The 25,527-nt window shown below is 44.5% G+C and carries 27 protein-coding genes and 1 pseudogene; 7 read left to right on the top strand and 21 right to left on the bottom strand.

Annotated features, from left to right (window positions below; genetic code table 11):
• Nucleotides 1-401 precede the first annotated feature (401 nt).
• The 3 genes from NYR53_RS05050 to clpP are packed head-to-tail and all read left to right on the top strand — an operon-like array spanning nucleotide 402 to nucleotide 1,907.
• Nucleotides 402-986, top strand: a complete 585-nt coding sequence (locus tag NYR53_RS05050; RefSeq protein ID WP_261304185.1) for an ArsR/SmtB family transcription factor — start codon at nucleotides 402-404, stop codon at nucleotides 984-986.
• A gap of 13 nt (nucleotides 987-999) precedes the next feature.
• Nucleotides 1,000-1,293, top strand: a complete 294-nt coding sequence (locus NYR53_RS05045) for a hypothetical protein (RefSeq protein ID WP_261304184.1) — start codon at nucleotides 1,000-1,002, stop codon at nucleotides 1,291-1,293.
• Nucleotides 1,294-1,325: 32 nt separating this feature from the next.
• Nucleotides 1,326-1,907 (top strand): ATP-dependent Clp endopeptidase proteolytic subunit ClpP, encoded by a 582-nt coding sequence (gene clpP, locus NYR53_RS05040; RefSeq protein ID WP_290428987.1) that lies wholly within the window; start codon nucleotides 1,326-1,328, stop codon nucleotides 1,905-1,907.
• A 366-nt stretch (nucleotides 1,908-2,273) separates the two neighbouring features.
• Here the strand turns inward: clpP and NYR53_RS05035 are convergent, their stop codons facing one another.
• The 10 genes from NYR53_RS05035 to NYR53_RS04990 form a co-directional block, all read right to left on the bottom strand.
• Complete coding sequence (locus NYR53_RS05035) at nucleotides 2,274-3,461, bottom strand: M24 family metallopeptidase (protein WP_261304182.1); 1,188 nt, start codon at nucleotides 3,459-3,461, stop codon at nucleotides 2,274-2,276.
• A gap of 62 nt (nucleotides 3,462-3,523) precedes the next feature.
• A complete protein-coding gene (locus NYR53_RS05030; protein ID WP_261304181.1) occupies nucleotides 3,524-4,006 on the bottom strand; it encodes a hypothetical protein in 483 nt (160 codons plus the stop codon).
• Between the two features lie 17 nt (nucleotides 4,007-4,023).
• Nucleotides 4,024-4,449 carry a hypothetical protein gene (locus NYR53_RS05025; protein WP_261304180.1) on the bottom strand — a complete coding sequence of 142 codons (426 nt, stop codon included), beginning with the start codon at nucleotides 4,447-4,449 and terminating at the stop codon, nucleotides 4,024-4,026.
• A complete protein-coding gene (locus NYR53_RS05020) occupies nucleotides 4,446-4,592 on the bottom strand; it encodes a hypothetical protein (protein WP_261304179.1) in 147 nt (48 codons plus the stop codon). Before NYR53_RS05020 ends, NYR53_RS05025 begins: the two co-directional genes overlap by 4 nt.
• 16 nt (nucleotides 4,593-4,608) lie before the next feature.
• Nucleotides 4,609-4,758, bottom strand: coding sequence for a hypothetical protein (locus NYR53_RS05015; protein WP_261304178.1), 150 nt, complete (start codon nucleotides 4,756-4,758; stop codon nucleotides 4,609-4,611).
• 15 nt (nucleotides 4,759-4,773) lie between these two features.
• Nucleotides 4,774-5,673, bottom strand: coding sequence for a hypothetical protein (locus NYR53_RS05010; protein WP_261304177.1), 900 nt, complete (start codon nucleotides 5,671-5,673; stop codon nucleotides 4,774-4,776).
• Between the two features lie 13 nt (nucleotides 5,674-5,686).
• Nucleotides 5,687-6,394 (bottom strand): hypothetical protein, encoded by a 708-nt coding sequence (locus tag NYR53_RS05005; RefSeq protein WP_261304176.1) that lies wholly within the window; start codon nucleotides 6,392-6,394, stop codon nucleotides 5,687-5,689.
• A gap of 227 nt (nucleotides 6,395-6,621) precedes the next feature.
• Complete coding sequence (locus NYR53_RS05000) at nucleotides 6,622-8,157, bottom strand: ATPase, T2SS/T4P/T4SS family (protein WP_261304175.1); 1,536 nt, start codon at nucleotides 8,155-8,157, stop codon at nucleotides 6,622-6,624.
• 58 nt (nucleotides 8,158-8,215) lie between these two features.
• Nucleotides 8,216-9,451 (bottom strand): CpaE/TadZ family protein, encoded by a 1,236-nt coding sequence (locus NYR53_RS04995; protein WP_261304174.1) that lies wholly within the window; start codon nucleotides 9,449-9,451, stop codon nucleotides 8,216-8,218.
• Nucleotides 9,452-9,558: 107 nt separating this feature from the next.
• The gene (locus NYR53_RS04990) at nucleotides 9,559-10,266 is read right to left on the bottom strand and encodes a CpaB family protein (RefSeq protein WP_261304173.1); all 708 of its coding nucleotides are present in this window, start codon (nucleotides 10,264-10,266) and stop codon (nucleotides 9,559-9,561) included.
• Between the two features lie 391 nt (nucleotides 10,267-10,657).
• Here NYR53_RS04990 and NYR53_RS04985 point away from each other — a divergent pair, with 391 nt between their 5' ends.
• From NYR53_RS04985 to NYR53_RS04970, 4 genes are all read left to right on the top strand, one after another.
• Nucleotides 10,658-11,677, top strand: a complete 1,020-nt coding sequence (locus NYR53_RS04985; RefSeq protein ID WP_261304172.1) for an AI-2E family transporter — start codon at nucleotides 10,658-10,660, stop codon at nucleotides 11,675-11,677.
• A gap of 23 nt (nucleotides 11,678-11,700) precedes the next feature.
• Nucleotides 11,701-12,228, top strand: coding sequence for a DedA family protein (locus NYR53_RS04980; protein WP_261306281.1), 528 nt, complete (start codon nucleotides 11,701-11,703; stop codon nucleotides 12,226-12,228).
• A 64-nt stretch (nucleotides 12,229-12,292) separates the two neighbouring features.
• Nucleotides 12,293-12,889, top strand: a complete 597-nt coding sequence (locus NYR53_RS04975; protein ID WP_261304171.1) for a sensor domain-containing protein — start codon at nucleotides 12,293-12,295, stop codon at nucleotides 12,887-12,889.
• A gap of 80 nt (nucleotides 12,890-12,969) precedes the next feature.
• Entirely contained in the window at nucleotides 12,970-14,775 is a 1,806-nt protein-coding gene (locus tag NYR53_RS04970) for a helix-turn-helix transcriptional regulator (protein ID WP_261306280.1), read from the top strand.
• A 42-nt stretch (nucleotides 14,776-14,817) separates the two neighbouring features.
• Here the strand turns inward: NYR53_RS04970 and NYR53_RS04965 are convergent, their stop codons facing one another.
• The 11 genes and pseudogenes from NYR53_RS04965 to NYR53_RS04915 form a co-directional block, all read right to left on the bottom strand.
• Nucleotides 14,818-15,585, bottom strand: a complete 768-nt coding sequence (locus tag NYR53_RS04965) for a polysaccharide deacetylase family protein (protein ID WP_261304170.1) — start codon at nucleotides 15,583-15,585, stop codon at nucleotides 14,818-14,820.
• Nucleotides 15,582-16,235, bottom strand: coding sequence for a YkoP family protein (locus NYR53_RS04960; RefSeq protein ID WP_261304169.1), 654 nt, complete (start codon nucleotides 16,233-16,235; stop codon nucleotides 15,582-15,584). The genes NYR53_RS04965 and NYR53_RS04960 overlap by 4 nt, the downstream gene beginning before the upstream one ends.
• 541 nt (nucleotides 16,236-16,776) lie before the next feature.
• On the bottom strand, nucleotides 16,777-17,739 hold the full coding sequence (locus NYR53_RS04955) for a PfkB family carbohydrate kinase (protein WP_261304168.1): 963 nt from the start codon (nucleotides 17,737-17,739) through the stop codon (nucleotides 16,777-16,779).
• Between the two features lie 7 nt (nucleotides 17,740-17,746).
• Complete coding sequence (locus tag NYR53_RS04950; RefSeq protein ID WP_261304167.1) at nucleotides 17,747-18,343, bottom strand: TetR/AcrR family transcriptional regulator; 597 nt, start codon at nucleotides 18,341-18,343, stop codon at nucleotides 17,747-17,749.
• A gap of 27 nt (nucleotides 18,344-18,370) precedes the next feature.
• Nucleotides 18,371-19,399 (bottom strand): annotated as a pseudogene (locus NYR53_RS04945) (YhgE/Pip domain-containing protein); the annotation flags it as partial.
• Nucleotides 19,400-19,745: 346 nt separating this feature from the next.
• Nucleotides 19,746-20,099 carry a zinc ribbon domain-containing protein gene (locus tag NYR53_RS04940; protein ID WP_261304166.1) on the bottom strand — a complete coding sequence of 118 codons (354 nt, stop codon included), beginning with the start codon at nucleotides 20,097-20,099 and terminating at the stop codon, nucleotides 19,746-19,748.
• Between the two features lie 177 nt (nucleotides 20,100-20,276).
• The gene (locus NYR53_RS04935; RefSeq protein ID WP_261304165.1) at nucleotides 20,277-21,374 is read right to left on the bottom strand and encodes a GerAB/ArcD/ProY family transporter; all 1,098 of its coding nucleotides are present in this window, start codon (nucleotides 21,372-21,374) and stop codon (nucleotides 20,277-20,279) included.
• Between the two features lie 259 nt (nucleotides 21,375-21,633).
• Nucleotides 21,634-22,848, bottom strand: a complete 1,215-nt coding sequence (locus NYR53_RS04930; RefSeq protein WP_261304164.1) for a Ger(x)C family spore germination protein — start codon at nucleotides 22,846-22,848, stop codon at nucleotides 21,634-21,636.
• A gap of 20 nt (nucleotides 22,849-22,868) precedes the next feature.
• Nucleotides 22,869-24,308, bottom strand: a complete 1,440-nt coding sequence (locus NYR53_RS04925) for a spore germination protein (RefSeq protein ID WP_437180130.1) — start codon at nucleotides 24,306-24,308, stop codon at nucleotides 22,869-22,871.
• Nucleotides 24,309-24,530: 222 nt separating this feature from the next.
• Nucleotides 24,531-24,974, bottom strand: coding sequence for a DUF1761 domain-containing protein (locus tag NYR53_RS04920; protein WP_261304163.1), 444 nt, complete (start codon nucleotides 24,972-24,974; stop codon nucleotides 24,531-24,533).
• 269 nt (nucleotides 24,975-25,243) lie between these two features.
• Nucleotides 25,244-25,522 (bottom strand): DUF2653 family protein, encoded by a 279-nt coding sequence (locus tag NYR53_RS04915; RefSeq protein ID WP_029197356.1) that lies wholly within the window; start codon nucleotides 25,520-25,522, stop codon nucleotides 25,244-25,246.
• Nucleotides 25,523-25,527: the final 5 nt, after the last annotated feature.

The raw sequence follows: 25,527 nt of genomic DNA, 5'->3' as shown, positions 1-25,527 counted from the left end.
CAAAGAAACATGGCAGGATGTTAAGGTGATGTTAGATATTTCAATCCACGCACCCTAAGCAGGGATGCGACGCTAACGGGAATCATAGAAAAAAATGTAATAAGCGTTCACCCAATAGATTGAGTGAACGCCTACTTTACTTCAAAACTTAATTTGTTACTTCAAGACTTTAATTGTCACTTCAAAAGTATTATTGTCTACTTCAAAAGCAATTTCTCATCCAACAAACTAGCTAAACCTCTATTTCAAAACTATATTTGTCATTTCAAAACTTTATTGTCAATTTCAAAACCAATTTGTCATCCAACAGTTGGTCCCCCCACCGCCCATTGACATTTCATCATCCACGTAATAAAATATTTTTACGTAACACACACTTTGTACTGGAGGCTATCCACTCCATGCTAAAAGATATTCAAGACAGCTATTACATCGAGTCTCCAGAGCAAGCTACCGTCTTGCTGAACCCTATTCGCGGGGAGATCATTGCTCAGCTGCTGGAACCAGGCTCTGCTGCTGAAGTAGCTCGAACACTCGGGGAAACGGCTCAACGTATTAACTATCACCTCAAAGCTTTGGAGAAAGCTGGATTAGTTGAGCGCGTAGGCACACGCCAGGTGCGCAATCTGGTCGAAGTCTTGTACAGAGCGATAGCCAAGACATTTGTGCTGGCCGAATCGCTAAGTATGAAACCCGAAACCTTGCAGAGATTGAAGGACCAGAGTTCTTTGGCTCACCTTGTGACCACATCCGAGCGGATTCGAAGAGATGCCATGCTGCTTATGGAACAATCCGATGTAGGCGAAGAGATTCCAAGTGCAACGCTTCAGCTGCAGGTCTATCTGTCTGATGCACAGCAAAGGCAAACATTCGTTGAGGAGTACGCTGCCATGGTGCAGCAATTGGTCGATCGATATTCGGGCTGCAAAGACGAAAATGATGCCTATCAAGTCTTGTTAGCCGTGTATCCCAAACCGAAAGAATGAGGAGGCAACCGCTATGAGCCATGAACACCAAACAAGTAAACCGCAGAATGACGCTGTACCTGCAACACCTGTTATTGCTTGGGAGCAAACCGCCCAACGTACTTCAGAACCCTCAGGAAGCAACGTGATTTCGATCGACTCTTATCGTCGTCAAAGCACCTCGACCAATGAATCGGAAGCTACGTTCACTGTTCGTGAATTGCAAACCACCCATGGCGAGGAACCGATCCGTTTAATCATGGTATCCTCTGGTTTTGGTCAAAAACGCACTGTCCACAGTCATACCATCCAAAGCAAAGCTTCTTAAATATAGTACTTAAACATGAAAGGATGATTCCAATGAGTTTCATACCTATGGTTGTCGAACAATCTTCGCGCGGCGAGCGCTCTTACGATATTTATTCCCGACTGTTGAAAGACAGAATTATCTTCCTGGGTACGGAGGTTAATGATCAAGTAGCCAATGCGATTGTTGCCCAGCTGCTGTTCCTTTCCGCTGAAGATCCGGAGAAAGATATTTCTCTCTACATCAATTCACCCGGTGGTTCCACTTCTGCAGGACTCGCGATTTATGATACGATGCATTTCATTAAGCCTGACGTTTCCACCATTTGCGTAGGTATGGCCGCTTCCATGGGTGCCATTCTCTTAACAGCAGGTGCTCCTGGCAAAAGGTTTGCTCTCCCTAATGCTGAGGTCATGATTCACCAACCATGGGGAGGCGCCCAAGGCCAAGCCAGCGATATTCACATCCGTGCCCAGCACATTCTCAAAACACGGCGAACACTCAATCGTATACTTGCTGATACAACGAAGCAGCCGATCGAGAAGATTGAATTAGACACAGACCGTGATTACTTCCTAACCGCTGAAGATGCGAGAACGTATGGATTGATTGATAAGGTAATTGAGAAAATCTAAATGTTCATCTAATAAAGATGAAAAACCCTAGCCACTGGCTAGGGTTTTTCAATAATATATGAGTCCTCCAACGGAACGTAGAGGCGTTAATTTAGTTAAAATCAAGCCAAAACCCATTTTGGAGGAACGTAGATGCGCTATTTTGCTGTTTCAGGCATGATTGATATCATTTCCTAACACATAGCGCCTCCTCGTTCCGCCCAACGCCATTTTTAGCGCATATTCATAAAATAGCGAATCCTCGTTCCCTTTCAGGCTGTAAAATGTACCAAGCTTTGAGTAGACACCATCCGCCTGCATACGCCACAATCATCCTTAGCACATTACCGCTGAACCTGTAATTCTATGTAAAATATATGGCGTTCCTTATATCCGAAGTATTCCATCACGGGAAATCGTCAGCTTTTCGTACCCCGTATCCGTAATCAAATACGTATCCTCAATACCAACCACCCCGCGACCGGGGAAGGTGAATTTGGGTTCGATCGCGATGACCATGCCAGGCGCCAGCGGGTATTTGAAGCCTTTGGCGAGAACGGGCAGTTCGTCGATTTCGAGCCCGATGCCATGACCAAGGAACTTCACTTGGTCGGCGCCGTACCCCATGAAGTGGGCGCTTAGCCCCGCTTCTTGCACTTGATCCAGCGCGAGCAAATACAGATGCTCGGCGATAACGCCAGGCTGAAGCCTGGCTTCCGTGACGCGGAGCACCTGCTCCGCCACGTCGTAGGCACTCTGCAGCTCAGGGTCTAGATCGCCGATCACGAGCGTACGCGTCTGATCGATCAGATAGCCGTCGATCGAGCAGCCGATATCGACGAGAATCGGTTCGCCGCGCCCTATCAGCGCGCGGCCTGAGCTTTGCGGGCTGGACGGGTGAAGCCCCGTGCCCCCGGCCGGCCCGTCAAAATAAGTGGGCACCGCTGCCGCCGCGCCTGCCGCTACCATTCCGGTTATCAACTCGGAATTGTACGCGCGCATGCGCATCAGCCCTTGGTGCCCGCGCAGCCGGAGCTGATGCTCGATGAGCGCCATCAGCTCCAACTCCGCCATCCCCTCACGAATGTGGGGGATGACCGCTTCCAGCGCTGCGTCGACGACGCGCGCAGCCGCCCTGATCGCCGTGACTTCGTCCGGCGATTTGATCATCCGCTGCTCGCGCACGAGCAGCGAGCCGTCCTCCCAGACAGCGCCGGGCAGCGCGGCCTGCAGCCGCAAATACAGCTGGACGGGTAACACGTCCAGCTCAGTCCCCATCCGCAGCGGCGAAGCCGCGGATCCACCCGCACCCGCGCAGCGCGCGCGAAGACGCTCACCCAGCGTCTTCAAAGACCCCAGCGCTTCCACGTCCGCTGACGCTTCCTCCTCCGCTCGGACCAAACTTCGGCGTACGAGGTAAAGCGCGTCTCCCTCCGCCGGAATAAACAAATACCCCGTCTGCATCGATCCGCAGTAGTAATATATATCGACGTTGTTCGTGACCAAGAAGCCCGACCAACCTCGCCGGGTCATCTCACGCTGCAGCGCCTGCTGTCGTTGCTGAAAAATAGTCATATGTATCTCTCCTCGTAACCCTGAATTCACACCTCACCCTCTCATTATACTTACATATGTAGTCAAAATACCATCTCCGCTGAAGACTTAATCGTCCAAGTAATCGGCTGCAAAACCATATAAGTCCGCGGAAACTCCAAGCGAATAAACATAATCACACCAGGCCGATCCAGCGTTACGGTGTAGCCATTTCCCGCATTCACATACGTATAAGGAAATACCTCATTATCATTAATAATCTTAAACAAGTCCACCACAACCCTACTGCGCAAAAACGTATTCGGGAGCGGATCATTCGACGTATTCAATCTTAAATTCGCTTGCAAATATTGCATGGCTACTTCTCTAGCCTTCGTCTCATCAATACTGTGAATACCGCTTGCCAGCTTTACTTGATCACTTTGCTGAGCCGCCGCATGCACCGAGTTATTCAATGCATGCTTTCCGTGAAAAAGCGTATGCATCGCTAATTCTTCATCCGTTTGCAGTCCATACAGCGACATAAAAACGACACTCATCAAGACGATCAAAAGCAGTTTATACAAGACATCACCTCTGGCCCTTAAGGCACATACTCGCTCATCTTCATGCCTGTTGCCCCCATCCGATCCGATCCGGAAGGAAACGTAATTCCGACAAGCTGATCAATGACAAAAAGTCGATGATACGGGTACGTCATCTTCAAACTCAATCCTGTTCCTCGCCAAACGGGCATTCCTGGATCCATTCCCCCAACCCCTGTTGTCGTGTTTACCGTATAAACGAGATCTCCCGGAATGAAGCCTCTTTCTGCCATCCGATCCTTTGATTCCTGAATCATCGTGTTATTAATATACCCGTGCCTGCCATTAGCACCGATTTCAAGCAAATAATCGACTTCTTTTTGCAAAACAGCCTGCCGAACAATAATGACATGCTTATACACCGGCGCAAACATAAACCAACAAACCATAGTCGCAAATAAGATAAACACCAATATCTGCTTCATGGATTAATCCGTTCAATCGTCCCATTGATCCTTGCCCCGCTGTTGCTTACTTGCTTCCGAGTCCCTGTGCTGCCACCAACCACACCGTTATATATGACAATCACCACCATAATCAACATCACCGTAACGAGAATCGATCTCACTGTAATTCTTCCATCCTTACGGCCTTAATGCTGTAATATCCGTATTTGCCTGCGTTCCGTGCGTCGAAATATTCCGTCTTATTCCTGTCGACCCATCATTAATAATCGATGTAAAAAGCAATGCCACAACAATTAGCATCATAACTGTGATCAAAATATTTCTCATAACGTCCCTCTTCCATTAGTTAATCGCATTAAATAGTCGTTGGCCTTCCGCAATCCACGGGTACATGAATACCCGAAATGTGTTCAAAATCGGCAGTCCTGCTAATACAAATAAAAGATAAGACACGGTTTCTTTTTTACTATCTCGAACGAGTTCCATTTTTTCTTTGTAGTCCTGAATTCTTTGCTTTAATAACTCGTAATAGCTGCCATGTTCATTCAGCCTCAAAGCATTCAGCGTTTCCCCAAAGCTGTGCGCTTCGTCTGTCCCTAGTCTGATTTTAAAATGGCTAATCGCCTCTTCTGAGCCTTGATACCATTCATTCAACATCAATTGAAAGTGCGACCGGATGAAACGCGTTTGGGAAACACATAGAGATAGCTTGGCATGTAAATTCAGCCCAGAATCGTTGTAATAGAGAAGATGGTGACTAATCACGTAAATCTCTCGGACGATTCGATGGGCTCGTTTTACCCTTAATTGAGCCAGCACCTTTTTGTCAAAAAACAGAAAAATGAGTAGACTAGCCGTCCCCGCCATGACATAAACCGGCTGGATATTCAAAGTTAGCATCGGATGCTTTAGAGCCAAGTACCCAACAGCACCGAGCATAAGTGCGCCACCCATTCCAATCCGTCTCACACCTTCATAAAGGTTAGCGTTCATCCAAATCCCGCACCCCAACAGCAGTTGACGCTTTTCCTCCACGATTTTTGCACTCATACCTAAGCAGGAAAACATCCATGTAGGAAGTTTTGTTTCTTGCAGTGCTCTTTTGACATGAAGTGATCTCCATCTCTTCTTACGTGCAGGCATTTGCATGAAAAATTGATAAAAAACGGTCATGAAAAGTAGAAAGAGCAGCAAATTAGAGACCATCTGCAGCATTGCCAGTTGTGTGCTTTCAATAATCACGGAAGCAAATCCCTCACATTCTTCGCATAGATAAGTACATGCCCATTAAAAACGAGACAAAAATGAGCAGAAGCGCATCCAGAATCATGTTTCGCCCGCCAGGGTCAACCATATAATACAAATAAGCGTTCTCTGTGTTTACCTTGAAATTAATAAATAAGAATAAAGCAAGAAATAATATCGGCGTAAAATTAGCAATACGTATCTCCAAGAGTCGATTTCTTTCCAACTGATCGAAACGCTGCGCTTTCCGCATATCGACAATCAACTCTTTTAAGCTTTCTCCGACAAAGCTCCCTTCCGTCAACGCAACACGCATGACACCGACGAAATAATCGGCCCAAGTATGTCCCAAAGTGAGTGAGAAAATGCGCAAGCTCTCCTCCGTATCCCTTTGCGTCATGAGGTTACGATATAATTGCTCGAATACGGGCTTGATCGGATAAAGAATGCGATTTTCTTCTAAACAATATTTAAGAGCCATTTTCATATTTTTATTTGGATCGACCATATAGTACTGATAGAACACTTCAACGGCGGGAAGGAACTCCAGACGGGTTTGCAATCTAACACTGACCAGCTTCAACCGAAGCAGCATATAAGGAAGTGAAACACAGATCGAAGTGACAATAACGACCCCTTTTAACGTCTGAAAAAACAACGTCCCCGCCAACAATCCTACCAAAAACAATACGAAACTGACTGTCATAATACCTCTCATGCTCATTTTGGATTCGACGGATTCCATCATTTCCTTTATATGCTTAAATAAAGAGCTCTTATTTCCCAAATATTCGCTGAATCTAGCGATGAACGTGGAGGTTTTGACATAATGCAGCCTATATCTGGCTTTACGTTGTCGGATAATTACGTGTAAAAGCGATTGAATAAGTACAAAAACTAGAACGAATAACAACAAGAGAAAGACATATTTGGCGAAAATCATGGCTAAGACTCGCCTTCTTTCTCAATAAAACCAAGTTCCGTCAACAAAGCAAACCCCTCTTTGTCGTTCTTAGCTATTTTCCGCGATGCATGATGCGACAATTTCCCGGGAAATGTCCATTCCTCTGTCGACTTGTCATAAACTGCGAGATCCGTGACGCAAACCTCCTCATTTTCATAACGATATTCGACGATTCGCACAATCTTTCTTTTTCCATCAACGACAGCCATCTCTATTCCGATTTGTGTCACAAACTCTGTAATCCGTTTCGTTAGACGAAGTGGATTCATCCCCCTGCCATCGAGCATACACATATCTGTAATCGCATCAGGCACATCCTCTAATTCACTCACATGAACCGAAGTAATACTGCCCTCGTGACCTCGTGTACAAGCTCTCACATAAAGGTTGGCATCATCATCCCGAATTTCAGCATGACAAATGCGTTTTGGCGATTGCCTCAATGCTAGTTTAAAAGCTTGCTGCCCGGAATGCCGATGATCTTCCTCGTCAATTTCGTATTCAACGATATTTTTATGCGGAAAATCGCGCTTTAAATTCAACTCGAATCTCGATTCGATCGTAATAATTCGTTCATTATCGTCCATTTCGGCAATTATCGCTTTGATTAAATTCGTCTTTCCCGAGTTTGTCGGGCCTATAACCACCATATTAAAATAAGATCGGATCAGGCACAGAATCAGCTTCTCCATCCTTTTATCCATCGTGGCTAGTTCTGCAGTGGCAAGTGACGCCAAATCAAACCGTTTAATCGTGTAAAAACGAATCGTTAAGGTCGGTTCAGCCGTGAACCCGAAACCAGTCATCGTAACGCGGGATCCGTCCCGAAGAACGACCTCTGCCCATCGCTTCCTGGGATTCAAAGTGTCATTATTAAAAAGAACTAAATTCTGCTGAATCCTCTCTAGTTCACGCACAGAAGGCAGCGTATAAGCAGACGGCATGGCCATCCCGCCACGCACTTCAAAAATCTGTCTCCCCACGACCTGAATTTCTTCAAGTCCTTCCTTATGTTTGAGTACTAGTTCAAGAACGTTAAGCCCAATAATCTCTGCAAAAATAGCTTCAGGCAAAGTCGTGTAACCACTCGTCCTCGGAGGTACATCCGATAGCCTTCTTTTTGAAACCAGATCATGGATAATCGCAAGAAGCTTACCTCGATCCTCCTCATAACCAAGAATCGCACGATTCAAGGTCTCGTTATACGACTGCTTTTCGGCCTCCGTCCTGCCCTTCATCGTAACGAGTTCACTTCGAATATCCTGTACCCATTGGTTAAAAAGAGCATCCCCTTGCATCTGCTGTTCAGGTTTTTCTGCACCGACAGCCCCAATACCTACATTTGACTTTGGACTTCCCTCGCCATCGTCATCTTCCCCCAAAGAGCCCAGTGATCTCACACCCTGCACTGCCCCAAAACCAGGTCTCACCGAGCCATAATCGGATCTTCTTCTCTTTATCAGCTCAGCTCCTGAAGCCAAATCACTCGCTGCGCTCTCACTCTTGCGTTCATGCATGTATGTAATGATTGAAAACCTTTCCTCACTCAATCCCTTCACCTCTTCCCTGCTTGATTTAAGTAGCAGCTCGTCTGCCAGTTATGATTTTCTGAAGCCATGTTACCTGTCGTAAACTCACCTTCCTTGTCAGCTTATAGTAATCAATGAATTTTCGAGAAACCCCCTTAACCTCCTCATGCATGGCGTGGGTCGGCACGAACATGTCCAACAGTTTGCCTTGATTACAACGTGAAAGCGCATCAGCATGCCGGGATACTTGACCAATCAGATGCAGCTGTGTTTCCTTGCGAATATCTTTAATCGTGAACTCGCTATGCTTGGCATGTCGATCCGTTTGAACGGCCATTAACTCAAAGCCATCCGGCTGAAGACCAAAAACAGCGCCAACCTGCCTGATCCACCTCGAAAAGTCCTCTTGAAAATGGGCAATATCCGCTGTCGTAACGACAATTTTGCTATCTGCTTCCAGCAGTCCACAAACCGTTGCCGCATTGTCCCAATAAGCGCTCACTTCGATGATACATACATCAAAAGTACCCCTAGCCACACGCAACAAATGAATAATCTCCGATGGCGTAAAAAATTCCGCCTGCTCACGAAGCATATTTCCATAGAGAATATGCAGCCCATGTGCCTCTTTCGGCTTATCGCATACCTGCTGTAGCCTTTCCGGTGTGAGACTTTGCGCCTTCAGCTCCGCTCTCAGACCATCCAGCGTAAAAACATGCTCATCTCGACCTAAATATCGATGAAGTTTGGAGCTTTTTAAATTGAGACACAGATATCCGATTTTCATAGATGTCTCTTGGGCTAGCGCGTGTGCTACACCAAATGAAGCTAACGTCGTACCTATATTCGGCGTTGAGCCGATGAAAGTAATTAACTTTCCTGACGATTGTTGATTCGCGTGATCTACCCCAGAACCATCAACCCAAGCCCGAATATCGTCAGCAATAACAGCGGTACTGCGCCCTGGCTGAACATAATCAAGCTTCATCAGCTTGCACATCTTTAAATATTTTTCATTAATGGAAGCGTCGTGATAGTTCGAGAGCAGAACAATAATTTGTAAACCTACATACTGCTGCTGTAACTCCGAAAGGAACTCTTCAAAATCCCCAAAATCCATCTCCCGATCCGAAATGATCGTATGCGAGTAAGGCATCTCCGTTAATTTACGACGTAAATCATCCGGATCCGAACAGATCATCCAGTTCAATGGCTTCGTATATACCACATTCGTTATCTCATCAATTAATCGTTGATCCGATGACAGCAGTCCTATATGCAAATTTCATACCTCCTTCCATATTTCGCCGATCTCATACGCCTTTCATTCTTCTGCCAACCTGATACCATTTCCCCGGCATTCCACCTTACTTCACTTTACCCCCCCCTTCATTCCCCTGCCAAAATTGAAGAGGAACTGAACGCGATGACCAACTTCGCTTTCTTCGAGCTGCATAATTGATCAATCTGAAGCCACTCACTCTCTGCTAAATTAAGGTTAATCTGGTCGATAGCCCCGTTCGCTTCCAATCGGGAAGCATACATCTTTTCCTTATCGCCCTCCACCTTGGATAGCAGATTAGAACTCTTCGGATTATCCACCTCCACATTCGCCGAGGACTTCACGGAAGCAACCGTAATTTCCTTCTCATCAAAAAGCCTGCGCGAGCTGCCATCAGCGCCAGACACATAAATGCGCACCCGATCCCCGGCCCGAATACCATTTGAAACCGACAGCAAATATTCCTTAGGAATTTGAAAAGTAGCCTGCTGCTCATTGGGAAGCAAATGGTAACGATTCACCTTCCATTTCAAAATAGGCTCCTGCTTACCCAGCGGTATCAAGGTCTCCTGCCCAACGACTTCCGTCAGCTTCGTCATCATGCCTTCTGTGTAACTGCCCTTCTGAACAGTTCTAAATTCCACCATATCCTCACGAATCAAGACACCGGCCCGAATAAAATCCTTCGGAACCGCCACCTGAACAGTCTGCTGCAGCTCAACCTGATTCACTTGCATGACATACACCCCATACACAAGCAACCCCGCCATAACCGCAGCAACCAAACTAATAAGCAGGCTCCTCCTGCGATTCAAAACCTCACCCCCTTTTTCTCGCTAAAGCGAAAAAAGAACGCAAACCCCGGACATTCATCCGAAATTTGCGTTCTTCGCAAATCAAAACATTCTTGATATAAAGTTCAAAATCTACAACCTAAAAGTATCACATAAACTTCCATTTTTCAACATTTATTTACAAGCTGTGGAGATTAGTGGAATACCCCCCAGCTGGGCACAATTCCACTATCAATCATTCAGAATTGTAGATACCACAGAAAAAGGTACTATCCAACATATACCTTTCTCCATCACGATGCCGAGCCTCTCAAAAGTGTCATATGACATTTATGCACTAGATTTAATGACTTAAAGACCACTAAGATACAACTATTACTGTAGAAATTGTTGTCCTGAAAGGAAGTCGTTTATGAATATCATGGCTATTTTGCAAAAAAAAGAAGTGCAGCGATTTGCGGTACTAGCATTGTTTTGCCTTGTTCTATTTTTTATTCGCAGTATGCTGAACCTTGTTCTACTGACCTTTTTGCTGACGTATCTGATGAATCGGCTGCACCACTACAGTAAGCGATGGATCGAAAAAATTGTTCCGGTCAACACCAAATTTCTGCTTGCGCTTATCTATGCTGCCCTTCTAGCACTTTTGATTCTTGCAGGCGCAAAGTTTTTCCCCGCCCTGGTTGGCCAAATTGCCCAACTGTTCGAGCTTGTCAATCAGCTCTATGACAATCCTCAAAACGAAGTGGCGGGCTACGTAACCGCTTGGTTGGACAGCCTTGACCTTCCGAGCTTAGTGAAACCGGGGTTCGACTTTATGATCAAAATCGGCAATCTCGGATTTCAAGTCTTTTTAGCCTTGATGCTAAGCCTTTTCCTTCTTTTGGGCAAAGAGAACGTCATTCGATTCACAGCACAATTCCACACCAGCAAGCTGGGCTGGTTCTCCAGAGAAATTGAATTTTTCGGTAAAAAGCTCGTTCAGACGTTCGGCAAAGTGATCGAAGCCCAGTTGCTGATCGCCTTGATCAACTCCCTGATGACGACCTTCGCGCTATGGCTGATGGGCTTTCCCAATCTGATCGGTTTAGCCCTGCTTATCTATGTCCTCGGGCTTATACCAGTGGCAGGCGTCTTTCTATCCCTGATTCCATTAAGCATGATTGCGTTCAGTTTGGGCGGTTTCACTTATATCATCTACCTAATTATTGCAGTGACGATTATTCATGCAGTGGAAGCCTATGTGCTCAATCCCCGGCTGATGGCATCCAAAACGCATTTGCCCGTCTTCTACACCTTTCTCGTTCTGCTCTTTTCTGAGCATTTCTTTGGCATTTGGGGATTGATCATCGGCATTCCAACCTTTGTTTTTTTACTTGATATTCTGGATATTCAAAAAATCAGTAAAGCCAAAACTTTCCAACAACTGTAAAAGAAGAATGGAGCGTGTTCGCCATAACTTTCCTACAAGACATCATTATTCAATACGGATACATCGCCATTTTCTTCTTTTTGGCTCTTGGTATTATTGGATTGCCTGTCCCTGATGAAATCTTAATGACGATTGTCGGGTATCTCTCTTCTCTTGGGCTGCTTCTTTTCCCATTATCCCTTTCAGTTAGCTTCTTCGGGGCTATGACCGGCATGCTGTGCAGCTATGCCCTTGGGCGGAAATTCGGCAAGCCGCTGCTCTGGAAATATGGAAAATGGATCAAGCTTACGACAAAAAGGCTGGAAAAAACGGAGACTTGGTTCGAGAACAACGGCCCTTGGGCCATTTGCATTGGCTACTTCATTCCTGGCCTCCGCCATGTAACCTGTTACTTGGCAGGAGTAAGCGCTATGAGCCCACGAAAATATTTGCTCTACTCGGGAATGGGGGCTTTGGGTTGGTGCCTTATTTTTATTTCAATCGGGTATTTCCTCGGAGCATCCGTCGATTTTTCCAATTATCATGCTTCTCTTCTCCGTTTGTTCTTCTAGCGACACTGTTTTGAGGCAGACTTTTGGAATATAGCTATTACATAGAAGGGACGATGAATCCACCTTGAAAAAAAAGATCATTATCTTCATCCAAAATGGCTACTTCTTGCTATTTACTTTTGCTACAGGGTTATTTTACTTTTGTTTCTATCTAGTTACCCTTACCTTAGGTTTAGGTCTTTCATTTACAGTGGTAGGCATTCCACTACTCATACAAGTACTGCGGACCACGCCAACTTTCGTACGATATGAACGTATACAAACGAAGATTTATACCGATATCAGCACTCCGCCCTACGAACGGAAAATAAGACTAGATGCGTCTTTCTGGGAGCAAGCCAAAGAGGAGCTTCAAGATCCTCGCAACTGGATCTCTATCTGTTGGTTGATGTTGAAATTTTTGATTGGACTTCTTTGTCTCCTAAGTGCAGCCATGCTTTACGTGACGCCTCTTTTGTTTATCCTGGCTCCGTTGTTATTTCCTTTTTTTTTCATACACATCATTGGAATACCGATAGATACATTCACGAAATCTCTTCTTGTATCTTCAGTGGGGATTCTTCTTACTTTTGTGAGCGCTTGGCTAGCAAATGGGTTGGTACGGTTGATCGGCGGTTACACACGTCAAATGATAAAAACTTTAAACCGATTCCACGATTAGTAGAGAAAAGTGTCGTTTGATAAAAATTTGTTCTATACTGGTTAGGAAACAGCAAGAATCTGAAAGTTTAGTAGGGGATGATGGACTTGTTTGAAGCTGTAAAACGGTGGTTTTGGTATGACTGGATTATGTTCATACTTCGACTTATTGGTAGTATTTCTCTTATGACCACAACCGTACATTTGCATGATCACATAACGCTGCCGCTTTGGGCTTTGATTTTTTGGCAAATTATCGCTTTTTCCGTTCCTTGGCTTTGCTTGCTGCTCAACTATAAGTATTATCTACTTACAGAAATCATTTTTTCTGGCGGACTAATCTTGTATTTAACTTCTTTGTTTCCGGAAGCTTATCTCGCGTTTCTGTCATCTGCTTTCCTAATTGCGGTGAACAGCGCCCACCAATCCTATCGTTGGTCAGGGCCCGTCACGATCCTTCTTCTACCTATTGTCTTCAATGCACTTTCGCATCAGAATAATTATTTGATCATGATGATTCAAATCGGACTTGCGTATGCTATTGGGTTTGCTTTTCATTTACTTGTGGTTAATCATCGGCAGAGTGAAATCATTCGTGAACAAAATACGGTCTTAGAACAGTATTTGTCCCAAATCGAACGCATCACGCTAGCTGAAGAACGCAATCGGCTCTCCAAGGATCTTCATGACACGGTTGGACATTCCTATACCTCAATTATCATGGGATTAGAAACTTTGCGTCCGGAACTTTCTATGGAAGCCGGGGAACAGAAGCTCGATTCTCTGTTGAATTTAGCTCGCAAGGGCATGAACGAAGTCAGAGGATACTTGCATCAATTAGAGTCACCGCAGGAGACGCTTCCGCTGCTTCAGTCGTTGCAGCAATTAGGAGAAGAATTTCAAGCACATGCCAAAGTGAGCGTTCGCTTCCGAACTTTTGGTGAAGAGTACCCGTTACCCAAGCAAGCCAAAATGGCTTTCTTTCGTTGCTTGCAGGAGTCATTAACTAACGCTGTGCGTCATGGACAGTCTACGGAAATTACCGTTTCATTGCAATTTGAGCAGCGGCACACTAGACTTGACGTGCAGGACAATGGTACAGGGAGTGAGAAATGGCAGGATGGTTTCGGCTTGAACGCGATGAAAGAGCGAGCCATGAATCTACAAGGGCAAGTCTCTGTTTATACGGAGCGTGGTGAAGGAACACTGGTTACCTGCACATTGCCAAGGCAAGTGGAATTATCGGATGAAGTTATTCGCTTACTGATCGTCGATGACCAACCCTTCATCCGGGAAAGCCTGCGGACCATTCTCGAGGAACACAAGGATTTGCAAGTGGTGGGATTGGCCGAGGATGGCGAACAAGCCATTGAGTTATGCGAGCAGTGTCAGCCTCAGTTGGTGCTCATGGATTTGGACATGCCCCACATGGATGGGATTTTAGCAGCAAAAAAAATAAAGCAAGCATGGCCTCACATCCGCATTTTGATTCTGACCACGTTTCAGGATACCGAACAAGCCCTGGAAGTTCTGCGAAGCGGAGCAGACGGTTACTTATTGAAATCGATTGAACCGCGTGAGCTTGCTGAAAACATTCGTCTTGTCTATCGCGGGGGCACACTGATTGATCAGGAGATGTCGCATAAATTGTTTGAGAGGCTCGAAATGGGTAAGAGTGAAATCGAATTATTTAAAGCGAAAACAATCGAGAACTACGACCTGACTCCACGCGAAATTGAAATTTTACAGCTTGTATCCAAAGGTCTGCGTTATAAAACCATCGCTTCAAAATTATACTTATCTGATGGCACAGTGAGGAACTATGCCTCAACGGCCTATATGAAACTAGGCGTTCGTAACCGGGAAGAAGCTATACAGAAGGCATTGGAAGCCGGATTTCTCAAATAAATCCTGGCTTTCTATCCTTGCCTTCTCATTCACTGCGCGAGCTTACAAATGCACCTGACCAGGAGATTTGGCTCTCGGCACGACGTCTCCAATCACCCTCGCTTCCTTATCCAGCAGTTCATCCATTCGCAGACATTTCAAACCCTTCATTTGAATTTCTTCCAAAACCTCTTTCAGGCCTACTATCATGTGCCGCGGTGCTTCTTCATCTGCTCCAAGTGTATCGCCGCTATCGTGTAGAACGACAATGGAGCCAGGCTTAATACGTTTCAATAAAGCACACTTCATTTTCTGTGCGCTGACCGATGGTTTCCAATCGCCTACAATGACCGACCACAGTGCGATCCGATAAGACTTTCTCATCAAAAGGAGATCGCCTAGATTGAGAAGCCCCCAGGGCGGACGGTAAAAGGTAGGCCGCTCTCCTGTGATTCGCTCGACAATATCAGCTGTACGATCTGCTTGCTCCCGTTTACTCTTCCATGGGGACAAAATCCAGTTGGACGTATGCGTATAGTTATGAATACCGATTTGGTGCCCCTCCCGATGCATGAGCTGAATCAGCTCCGGGTGTTTTTCGGCCTTGCTGCCCAGTACGAAGAAGCTGGCCTTTACTTCATGCTCTTTTAACAAGTCCAGCAGTTTTGGCGTATAGCAAGGGTCAGGACCATCATCGAAAGTAAAGGCAATTCCCTTCGCCACTTTTCCTTTGGAGTGAACGCCCCACCTACATATTCGGGTAAGAATAAAAGGAACGATCATATATAGAATCATCACATCTATGGATAAAATAATGAGCTTCTGAATCATGAGACCGCCTCTTTCTTCCCTTGATTCTGTAAATCCTTGTAACTATCATGAGGTAATGGTTTTGAATCCTTTTTCCGTACCGTAAAACGTTCCTTCAGAGACTGTTTGCTTATCACCAGCATCATGGGAGATAACTTCTTGGTGCTTTGCCCGACTCGCTGTTTCCCTTCCGGATGCAGCATACGAAGAAGCATGCGAAGATAACTCGCATAAAATTGTTGCTGCCATTTGGACTCGATGGGATGCTGTTCAAACCCTATTCCGTGAATGATCCCCCGGTGAAGCAGCGTAATCCCGGTTAAAGCCTGAACTTTCACCAGTTCCGGATTGCTATCCAGCTCCTGACTTATTTGCTTGATTGCAAGACGAAACAAGCGCGCAGTACTCAACCCTGCTCGATCGGCACCGACCGTACGTGTAAGCTTCAGTACCTGCCGATTATCCAGATGAAGTTCACCTACCCAATCTCCGACGAGTATCCGACGCCCATCTTGACAGGTAATACTTTTGCCACGATGCTGCCTGACCACCAATTTACATATGCCATATCCCCACACAGACTCGCATCGAAATCTGTTTAAGAAGTCAAAAACGTGCTCCCACATCATCCAGAGGGACTGTAAGGATGTTTTCATAAGTGATGCTGTCATGATCTCTTCCCACTCTCATTTAATATACATATTCTCCTTATTTTCTAGCATAACCTTCAACTATACGACGCGTATGGTTCCCAATCATCTTCACTAAGCCATTACCCAAATAAGAAGCGAACCATATAAGGGTTGCACTCAGGTGTTTCCGGATACTTTGATTCATGTCCATCTCTTCCTCATTCATTTAGAAATCCCTTACAACTCTTATGCTAGTTCTTATGATGTAAAATCGGCTAGTGTCATAATGTCATATGACCGATCTACTCGATAAATGTTGTCGGAGTAAACAAAAAGAACGCAACCCTCGGACTACACCCGAAATTTGCGTTCTTCTAAAATCTTATTTACTTTGTGCTACGGCCTGCACCATCATGTTTGTGCCTTGGCCCTCTTGTGAACCACTATCCCTTTCACTCAGAATTGCATATACGTCAGGAAGTTATTTCATCCCGTTAACTTTCAGTTAATTGATTGAAATTTTTCTTGCAGCCATTTCTGAGCTGTGGGGATAGTGGGCATAGGCTTGGCTTCTCACATACTAGCCTTGCACTTCCGCCAGCGTAGGGAGCGCAGGAATCGCTCCCCTGCGCGTCGTCGTAATTGCGCCTACGCGATTGGCGAAGGCGAATACCTGCTCAGCGGCTCCTGCTTCAGCGAGCGTGTCAACGATATTAGCTGGCGTGACGCCCATCGACACCAGCTGATAGAGCATGCCACCGACAAAACTGTCGCCGGCGCCAGTCGTGTCCACGGCTGCCACAGGCGTGCCGGGGATGACGACATCCTGCCGTGCGGTCACGACACGGCAGCCCTCAGGGCCTAAAGTGATGATAATCACTTTAGGTCCGCGCTGCAGCAGCTGCTGCGCACCTGTGGTCACGTCAACGCCGAGGAGGAATTCAATTTCCTCCTCGCTGACTTTGACCACATCCGCAAGCGGAAGCTGCGCCAGGATTTCTGCCCGAGCTGCGTCAGCGCTCGGCCACAGCGCCAAGCGCACATTGGGGTCGTACGACACCAATGCGCCAAAATCTCTCGCTCGGCGCGCTGCGTCCAGCGTCGCGGTGCGGCAAGGCTCGGCGATCAGTGATACCGAGCCGAAATGATAGACCGCTGCGTCTTCCAGCCACTGCGCCTGGACTTCGTCTGCGCGCAGCAGCATGTCCGCCGCCGGATCGCGGAAAAACAGGAAATCGCGCTCACCATCCGCGCGCAGTGAAACAAACGCCAGACCGGTCTTCGCCTCATCGGTCTGTACAACGGCCGTATGTACGCCGACTTCGTCAAGCGTCCGCACCAGGAAATCGCCGAATGGATCTCGGCCGATTTTACCGATAAACCTTGCGTCGCCGCCGAGCTTGGCGACCGCCGCAGCGACATTGGCCGGCGCTCCGCCCGCCGCCCGCTGGAAGCTTGTAACGTCAGCTAAAGCTTGGCCGTTCACCTCCGGCACGAAATCAATCAATAACTCACCTAAACACACGATGCAGGTTTTACCCATGAATCCATCATTCCCCTTTTCTTTGATATCTTAATGCATTTAGCACATAGGTTGTCGTTTGCTCAATCAAGGTCTCGGTATCAGGCCGTTCCTCCGTAAACATAAGTTCAAAAAACTCTCTCTGCTTATAAAAAAATATGGAGCCCAGTACAAACATGAGCGTGGTATCCAAGGATTCAAAATGAAAAATCCCGTCCTGCCTGCCTTTCTCTAGTAAATCCCTTACCTTATTCCATAATGGATACACGAGCTCTCTCATTTTCTCCACACGTGGGGTGATCGTAATAATCTCCATCTGCATAATAGTAATCATTTGAGGATCAGCACTTCTGAGCTCTATGACAGCTTGAATAATCGCCCGGATTCCTACAATGGGATCCTCAATGGCCAAATAAGCAGTTAACTTGTTCTTCGGAAAAAACTGATTAAATATCTCATAGAAAACGCTCTCTTTTCCGCCAAAATAATAGGAAACCAGAGCCACATTGGCCCCGGCCTCCTCACATATTTGACGAACACTTGTCGCATCATAACCATTCTTCGCAAACAGCTTCTTTGCTGCCAAAAGAATTTTCATTTTCATATCTAATTCGGGTTCAGTCATTCTATCAACGCCCTCCTCGTAATTGAGCTAAGCGGTTTGTGGACGTTGTTCCATCGCAGGCACAGCCTTCGCCTTTTTCGCAGACACAACCAAGATATCGATGACTAGTGCAACTGCAGCAATTAGAAACAAGAAACCGACTTCCTTCGCTACACCTGGCCCGCCAAACAAGATATTCATTAACCCATTCACCGCATAAGTCGCGGGAAAAGCATTACTGATTGTATGGTAAAAATGCGATAAAAGCTCCCTTGGCACAATAGCGCCAGAAGACACCAATTGTAAGGACAACATCGCGATGTTAAATAGCATACCTGCGTTCCCGAACAATGTCAAAAACATTTGAGCGACGAGCGCAAAAGTGAGTAAGAACAAGGTTTCGAAAGCCCAAAGAGACACAAAGCCTTTCTCTACATGCCCGCCCAAGGCAACAACCATCGTTGCACTAATCAGCCCAACCACAACGACAGCTACGACAGTCACAACGATACGTGCAGTCATTTTACCCATTTTATTAACAGATGCGCCAAGAATATTCGTAGATACATTAAAGTTCATTCCCATGATCATTGTACCTACAATTGAAGCAAGTACCAGCATCATAGGAAGCATTTGATTCGGCATATCCTTTACTTTATTGGTACTTTGAATGTCTGAGGTCACCTTAGTTGCGAGTCCTTGTGCGATTTGCCCTGCTTGCTCGGCAGGTAATTTAGGATTCATCTGTGTTAGAACTGCTGATGCCCCAGCCGCTACTGCCTCTTTATTCACAGACGCAGTGACGTTCCCAGCTACCGCTTGCATCACGGACTTCGTCATAGAAGGATTAGACTCATTAATTGTATATGTAATGGGGACTGTCTGACCTGGGGTTTGAAGTTGTTTGGAAAAATCAGCCGAGATGTGCATAACCATCTGGACCTGGCGATCATTTAACAGATTCTGTGCTTGTTCATTAGAAGCCACTAGCTCTGTTTGAAACGGAAGGTTACCTTGCAGGTTCTGAACAATTTTGCTCCCTAAACCTTGATCTTCATTGACGATCGCGATCTTTAATTGGTTCGTGTTATCAGATACTCCCTAATAACCCGTCATCCAAATCAAGCTAAACAACAACTGAAACGTTATTGCTGTGATAATCCCTACCTTCGTCGTTGCTTGTTTTAGAAATGCACCTAGTGCGTATTTCATTTTAATCACTCCTTCATGTTAAACGATCGTTTAAATTAAACGTTTGTTTAAATTATAGGATGGAGTTGAAAAGCTGTCAAGATACTAAATCTGAATTTATTACTTTACTATTACTTACCTATTCTAAACATCATAGCTTAGGTTGAGGATCAACAAAAAAGCAGTTCTCACAGAAGCATTCTCTGAGATAACTGCTTTCTCCCTCATCCTACTACTCAACAAAATGATGTCCACATGACGAACAGAACTTCGTGTCAGCTACAACCACTTTGCCGCATACGCATTCTTTTTCATTCCGAATCTCAGTAATCTTCTGTTCAATCTCGCTGATCTCTTGGTTGATTTGAGCGATGCCTTGACAATAGTCCGAAACATTAGCTTCCACCTGTGTGTAATCTCCGGAAAGATACGAAGTATAAACTGATTCGCCAATTAATTTAAAAATTTTATCAATTTCTCTTTCTTTCAATGAAATTTGAGTTTTGTATTTCGTAATCTCAACGGTTTGCTGCGCTTTCTTCGCTGCGTCTGATGCACCTTGCTTAACTTTATCAAAAAAAGACATGCCTCTTTCACTCTCCGACCCTTAATATATTCGCTTCCTAACGAATCATATGCAATTTTGTCGTAAAGTAATACTATTCAAGGAACCTCTGTAAGTCATTTTCTAAATTGCTGTTAAAACACGAAAGCCACGGCTCCGAAGAAATGTAAAGATGAATGCTATTGCTATTTTTTAGTTTCAATTGGTTTGAGCCCCTCTTCTCTTCATCCATCCCAGAATGAACAGGGAAAATGGAAGCAGCATACCAAATATGAGGATATAAAAGGGCCATACTTGAAAAGCGTTCATAACAGCTGGATAGTTAGGAAAAATATCCTTCGCACTCGTAAGTGCTATTAAAGACAACGGGATGATCAATGACTTAGCGTTCTTTAATTGAAAAATCCCAGCCAGACCATGTGAAACGACATGTAGAAGTAATGACAAGCGAAAAAAAATAGTAATATACCATAGCACAGCAAACAATTGCTCAAATCGTTCATAGATATCCGCAAAAATCACTGTACGCAATACAAAATAACTTGGATAAGTTAAATTGGCAGTCACACCCTCGCTCAGCGTTCCAATGACCAAAAAAGTAATAACTAAAAAGGTAACTCCGCTCATCATGGTACTTTTCAGTATGATGTTCTTCCATTTGGTCTGATCTTGTACATGAGGAGCAAAAAACAAAAAAAGCACACCCTCTAAATAAGGGAACGCTAAAAGTAGTAGAGAACCGTGAATAACCGGCTTAAACCCAAACTCGAGAATGGGAAATATATTTTCTATTTTAAACACAGGCAGTAAGCCCAAATATCCAATGATAATTAGAAACAAATAGGCAAAAAACAAGAGCTCTGCTACTCTCCCCGCAACTGTGACTCCAGCTCTAACAACACAAATTACTGCAATGATCATTAATAAATAGATCGCCTCATAGGGTGTTTCAGTGATAATGGACGTCGTTAGAAATGAACCCAAATCATTCAATACCAAAGTGAAGGTCAGAAATGGGAAGCACATCAAGAAGAAAAAGAGTGAAATTTTCGCAGGAAATCTGCCTATTAGGTAAGTAAGATGTACAGTTACGTCATGGCCTTTCATTTGAGACGCTAGCTTGATATAGACAGGACTGAAGGAAAGAAATAATCCGATTGCAACTATAACAGAAATCCAAGCATCCTGTTTGGATATGCCAGCCAAGGCAGCTGGTAGAATTAGCAAGGCGCTTCCCAATTGATATAGTGTAAACCACATAGTTGCTTGCCGAGTCGAAATGAGCTGCTTGGTCATTTGTAAACCTCTTTCCTTATGAGAGAATTCCTGCAACATAATTACTGACTGGACGAAACACATACTCTATGATCGACATTGGGCTAGGAACTTTCAGATGGCAAACATGTAAAACACACAAGATTGCGCCTATCAAAAGAAATCCTCCACTTGCAACTATGTCTCGATTATGCTTTTGTTTCTTTAAACTCCTGCATTCGATAAGAAAAGATATGACGGCAAGTATCATGCAAAAAACAAGTAGCAACCGTATTCACTCCTAATCTTGCTGAGGATTATTAGCAATGGGACTCATGATTTTACCAAACTTGCGAAGCTTGTAGTTCATCGTAACTTCAACAGGCAGGTTGCTAAATATGTGATCCCAATTCTCGACCTGTTGATGCCAATACGTTGGATACTTCCTATGGAATAACTCACCAAAGCCATAAATATCAACACCGTAAGTGTCTTGGACATGGTGAATGCCATTCGTTATGACTTGCTTCAATTGATTACTTGCATTCGTTTGCATGGCCAGAAAGGAAGCCTCATCCGTCAAATCTAACTCACATTGCACTTCGGCAACGTTAGCTTCTATTAATACATTCAAGTTTACAGATGGCTTGCCTGCTTTCATTGTAGGAACTGCTTTCACCTTAGCCTGTTTAACCTCAACATTAAATACACCATTCGAACGAGGACACTTAATATGAGACACAGTGTTAGATACATGATTCGTAATGTAAGAAAATGACTTACTATCAGAATCATTCAGCCATCCAATTAAGCGATCATCTCGGAAAATTCCTATCCCCTTAAATTTGAACTTGGCATAAACTAGAGGTTGTTTGATGTTTTCTCCAAGCATCCCTTTCTCGATGTCACCTTCCAAAGTCAGTCCGGTCAAAACAGGTTCAATACCTTTTTTAGTCAAAGCCTCCATGATCGTTTTCACATTGACCGCAGCAGTTGGCGCCCAAGCCTTTTCGGAAACACGAAGCGATTTATATAAATCCATAGCAGGTAATACTTCCATCGGTGTAACAAAAGACATGATATCTTTGGCACTGCTCCCTCTGGCTACTGCTATATGAAAGTCAGGTCTAACTTCATGATCGCGAAATAGAAAATCCAACGGTTCTTTTATACCTGATCGTGCAACATCTTCATTAAATAGCAGTAAAAGCAGATGAGAAAAATACAATTTCCTTGAAGATTGTGTTGTTACTTTACGCAAAGCCTCAAATATTGTGGCAGCTTTTTCCGTGTAAACATGTGTTGGGGAGCGCTCTGCCGCGCGGTTTCTTGACATTTGAGATGGATCAACTACTTGAACGGTTACCATATATTGATCGTCTTTATAATCAATCCCCATAGCAAGTACAACCGATAGCTCATTTAACTCTCTCCGATTCCAACATCCTGACATTAGGAATACGATCAGTAAAGCTGCCGTGCATCTCAAAAAAGTTAAATAACCAACGTGTTTCACGATGACATTCTCCGTTCAGTTCATGGTTGCTTCCTAATTCGAAAAGGCAAACGAAAAATACCGTCACTTTGCTCCGTTTTGTCGAAGGGTGCTAGGGGACTCATGTACGGAACCCCAAAAGAATTCAAATGGCATAAATGAATCAATAATAGAATGATCCCTATGGTTAAACCATACATGCCGAAAGAAGCTGCAAGAATCATAAAACCGAAACGGACGATTCGAATGGGAATCGACATACTGTAGGATGGAATGACAAAACTGGATATCGCGGTTATGGCTACAACAATGACCATTACCGCTGAAACAATCGTAGCTTCTACAGCTGCCTGTCCGATAACAATCGTGCCGACAATGGACACAGCTTGTCCGACAGTACGAGGCATTCTAATCCCTGCTTCACGTAGTATTTCAAAGGTAATCTCCATAAGAATAGCCTCGAAAAATGCTGGAAATGGAACGCCTTCTCGTTGTGCAGCTAAGCTTAATAAAAGCTGTGTTGGCAGCATGTCCTGATGAAATGTCGTAAGGGTTATATAGATAGATGGTGCCAGCATACAAATGGATAATGCAAAGTAACGTAACACTCGAATAAGATTACTAAAAATAACAGATTGATACTTATCCTCAACGGATTTGAAAAAATCCACGAACAAAGCCGGTGCCAATAGAACAAATGGCGTTCCATCAATGAAGATGGCAATTTTGCCTTCCAAGATGCCGGAAGCAATAATATCTGGCCGATCTGTATTGTAAATAACCGGAAATAACGTAAGTTGTTTCTTCTCTAATAGAATTTCCTCTAAATACTCTCCCTCCAGAATATTCTCTGAATTAGCTTTGTTTAGACGGATTTGCAACGTATTGACGAGTTCCTGATTTGCCAAACCTTCGACATACATGAACGCTATATCCGTTTTCGTTAAGCATCCAACCTTGATAGCTGATACTCGAACCCTTGTATCCTTCACTCTTCTTCGAACTAAGGTAGTATTCGTTCGCAGCGTTTCCGTAAATGAATCCTGCGGTCCTCTAACAACTGACTGTGTCTTCGATTCCGAAATGCTGCGTTCTTCCCAGCCCTGCATTGGCACTACAATACTTTCACTAGCACCGTCCATTACAAGTAGCACGGCACCTGAAAGCATCAGATCCAATGCCTCCACTATAGAGGACGTGCTTAGCACTTCTGGGGCGTTAAGTATATTCGTTTTGATCGAGTGGATCGAGATTTCATTCACCAGAAGTGGCGTTCGCTCGTGTAAACATTGGATAATACTTTCCTGAAGTGCTTGTTTGTCAACCATGCCATCTAAGTAAAAGAGGGCCAACTGCAAACTACCCGGTAGTGTCAAGTTACGCACAACAAAGTCCGAGCTAGCGCCCATTACCGTTTGTAAATACTGGCTATTTTCGTTTAATTGGGCTGAAAAATTCATCATCTGCTCGTCCGTGTGCATTCGCGATCCCACCTCATAGTAAGTATTTCCAAAAAACTGAAAATAATTTTCAAAACAAAAAATACGTGCGATTTGCACGTATTAAACGGTATCTATTGGGTCAACCACCACATCCCACAATTTACGCGGTATTTAATGAGATAATATTGATGATACCTGACACAAAATAAAAACACTGCTATTTTTTCAATAGACAGTGTTTTTAATAAGGTAATTAAAAGCTTACTTCCAGAACCAGAAAATCAGAAGCAGCATCGTAAAACGAACGATCTCATATGAAGTATCTACGGCTACAACGAGCCAGCTTTTGAATTGCCATACTTTTTTACCGACCGTGAATGGAAGCGTAAAGCCGGCAGTTAGCAGCATCGTAAACCAGAAAGCACTCGACAAACTGTTTCCATTGTAGCCGAAGGCTTTCCCCCCGGCTCTCCAAAGTTCCAAGCAGGCTGCGAATGCAATCGAGGTTATGAATGAGACTACAATATAAATCACGAAAGACTGAATCTTGCCTGCCGAACTTGCCTCTTTGGACAAGTCCATGCCCCCGTACATGCGCTTCTGATAAGGATGCTTCCAAATAACCGCCATCCACAAAAATCCAAGCACTAAAGATAAAATGCCTGTTACTAAGACTGCCCAATAATTGATCCCTTGCAACAACATTCAGATACCCTCTTTTTTTGATTTTTTTTGGCATGATCTCTTGCCGTACTAATACGAAACCAAAAGGTTTCCAAATTGATTATATACAACCATTTGGTTTCATGTCAAACCCTAAAAGAAGCCAGCTACTTTGCTACGCAATCATTTTTTTGATCTTTCTTTCTCTAATCTACGACTTCACGTAAAAAACCACTTTCCCAAGGCTTATGCCGTTGGCGAAAAGTGGTTTAGCAGGTGTGTATGGTGAATGAGTGTCTGGTGAATGTGGATTAGACCGCTATTTCAGCGATAATCTCTTCATCCAAAGATAATTGGATTTGATCCCAAAATACTCGCATCTGATACTGATTGAACAAATATTGGACAATGGCTTCAAGCAGATTCCCTTGCGTGAGGATTTGACTACGACCTTCTGCGAATATTTCGGCCGAGAAGCCCAGATCCTCGTCCCACATCAGCTCAACATCAACATCATTTGGCTTGAGACGTTTGCGTTCCGCCATATACAAGCAAATCGCATTAACGATTTCTTGTTCCGTTAACCGCATGCTTA

Source organism: Paenibacillus andongensis, from assembly GCF_025369935.1.
GTDB classification, from domain to species: Bacteria; Bacillota; Bacilli; order Paenibacillales; family NBRC-103111; genus Paenibacillus_E; species Paenibacillus_E andongensis.
Note: the sequence above shows the minus strand (reverse complement) of the source record. Positions and strands in the feature narration are given on the sequence as shown.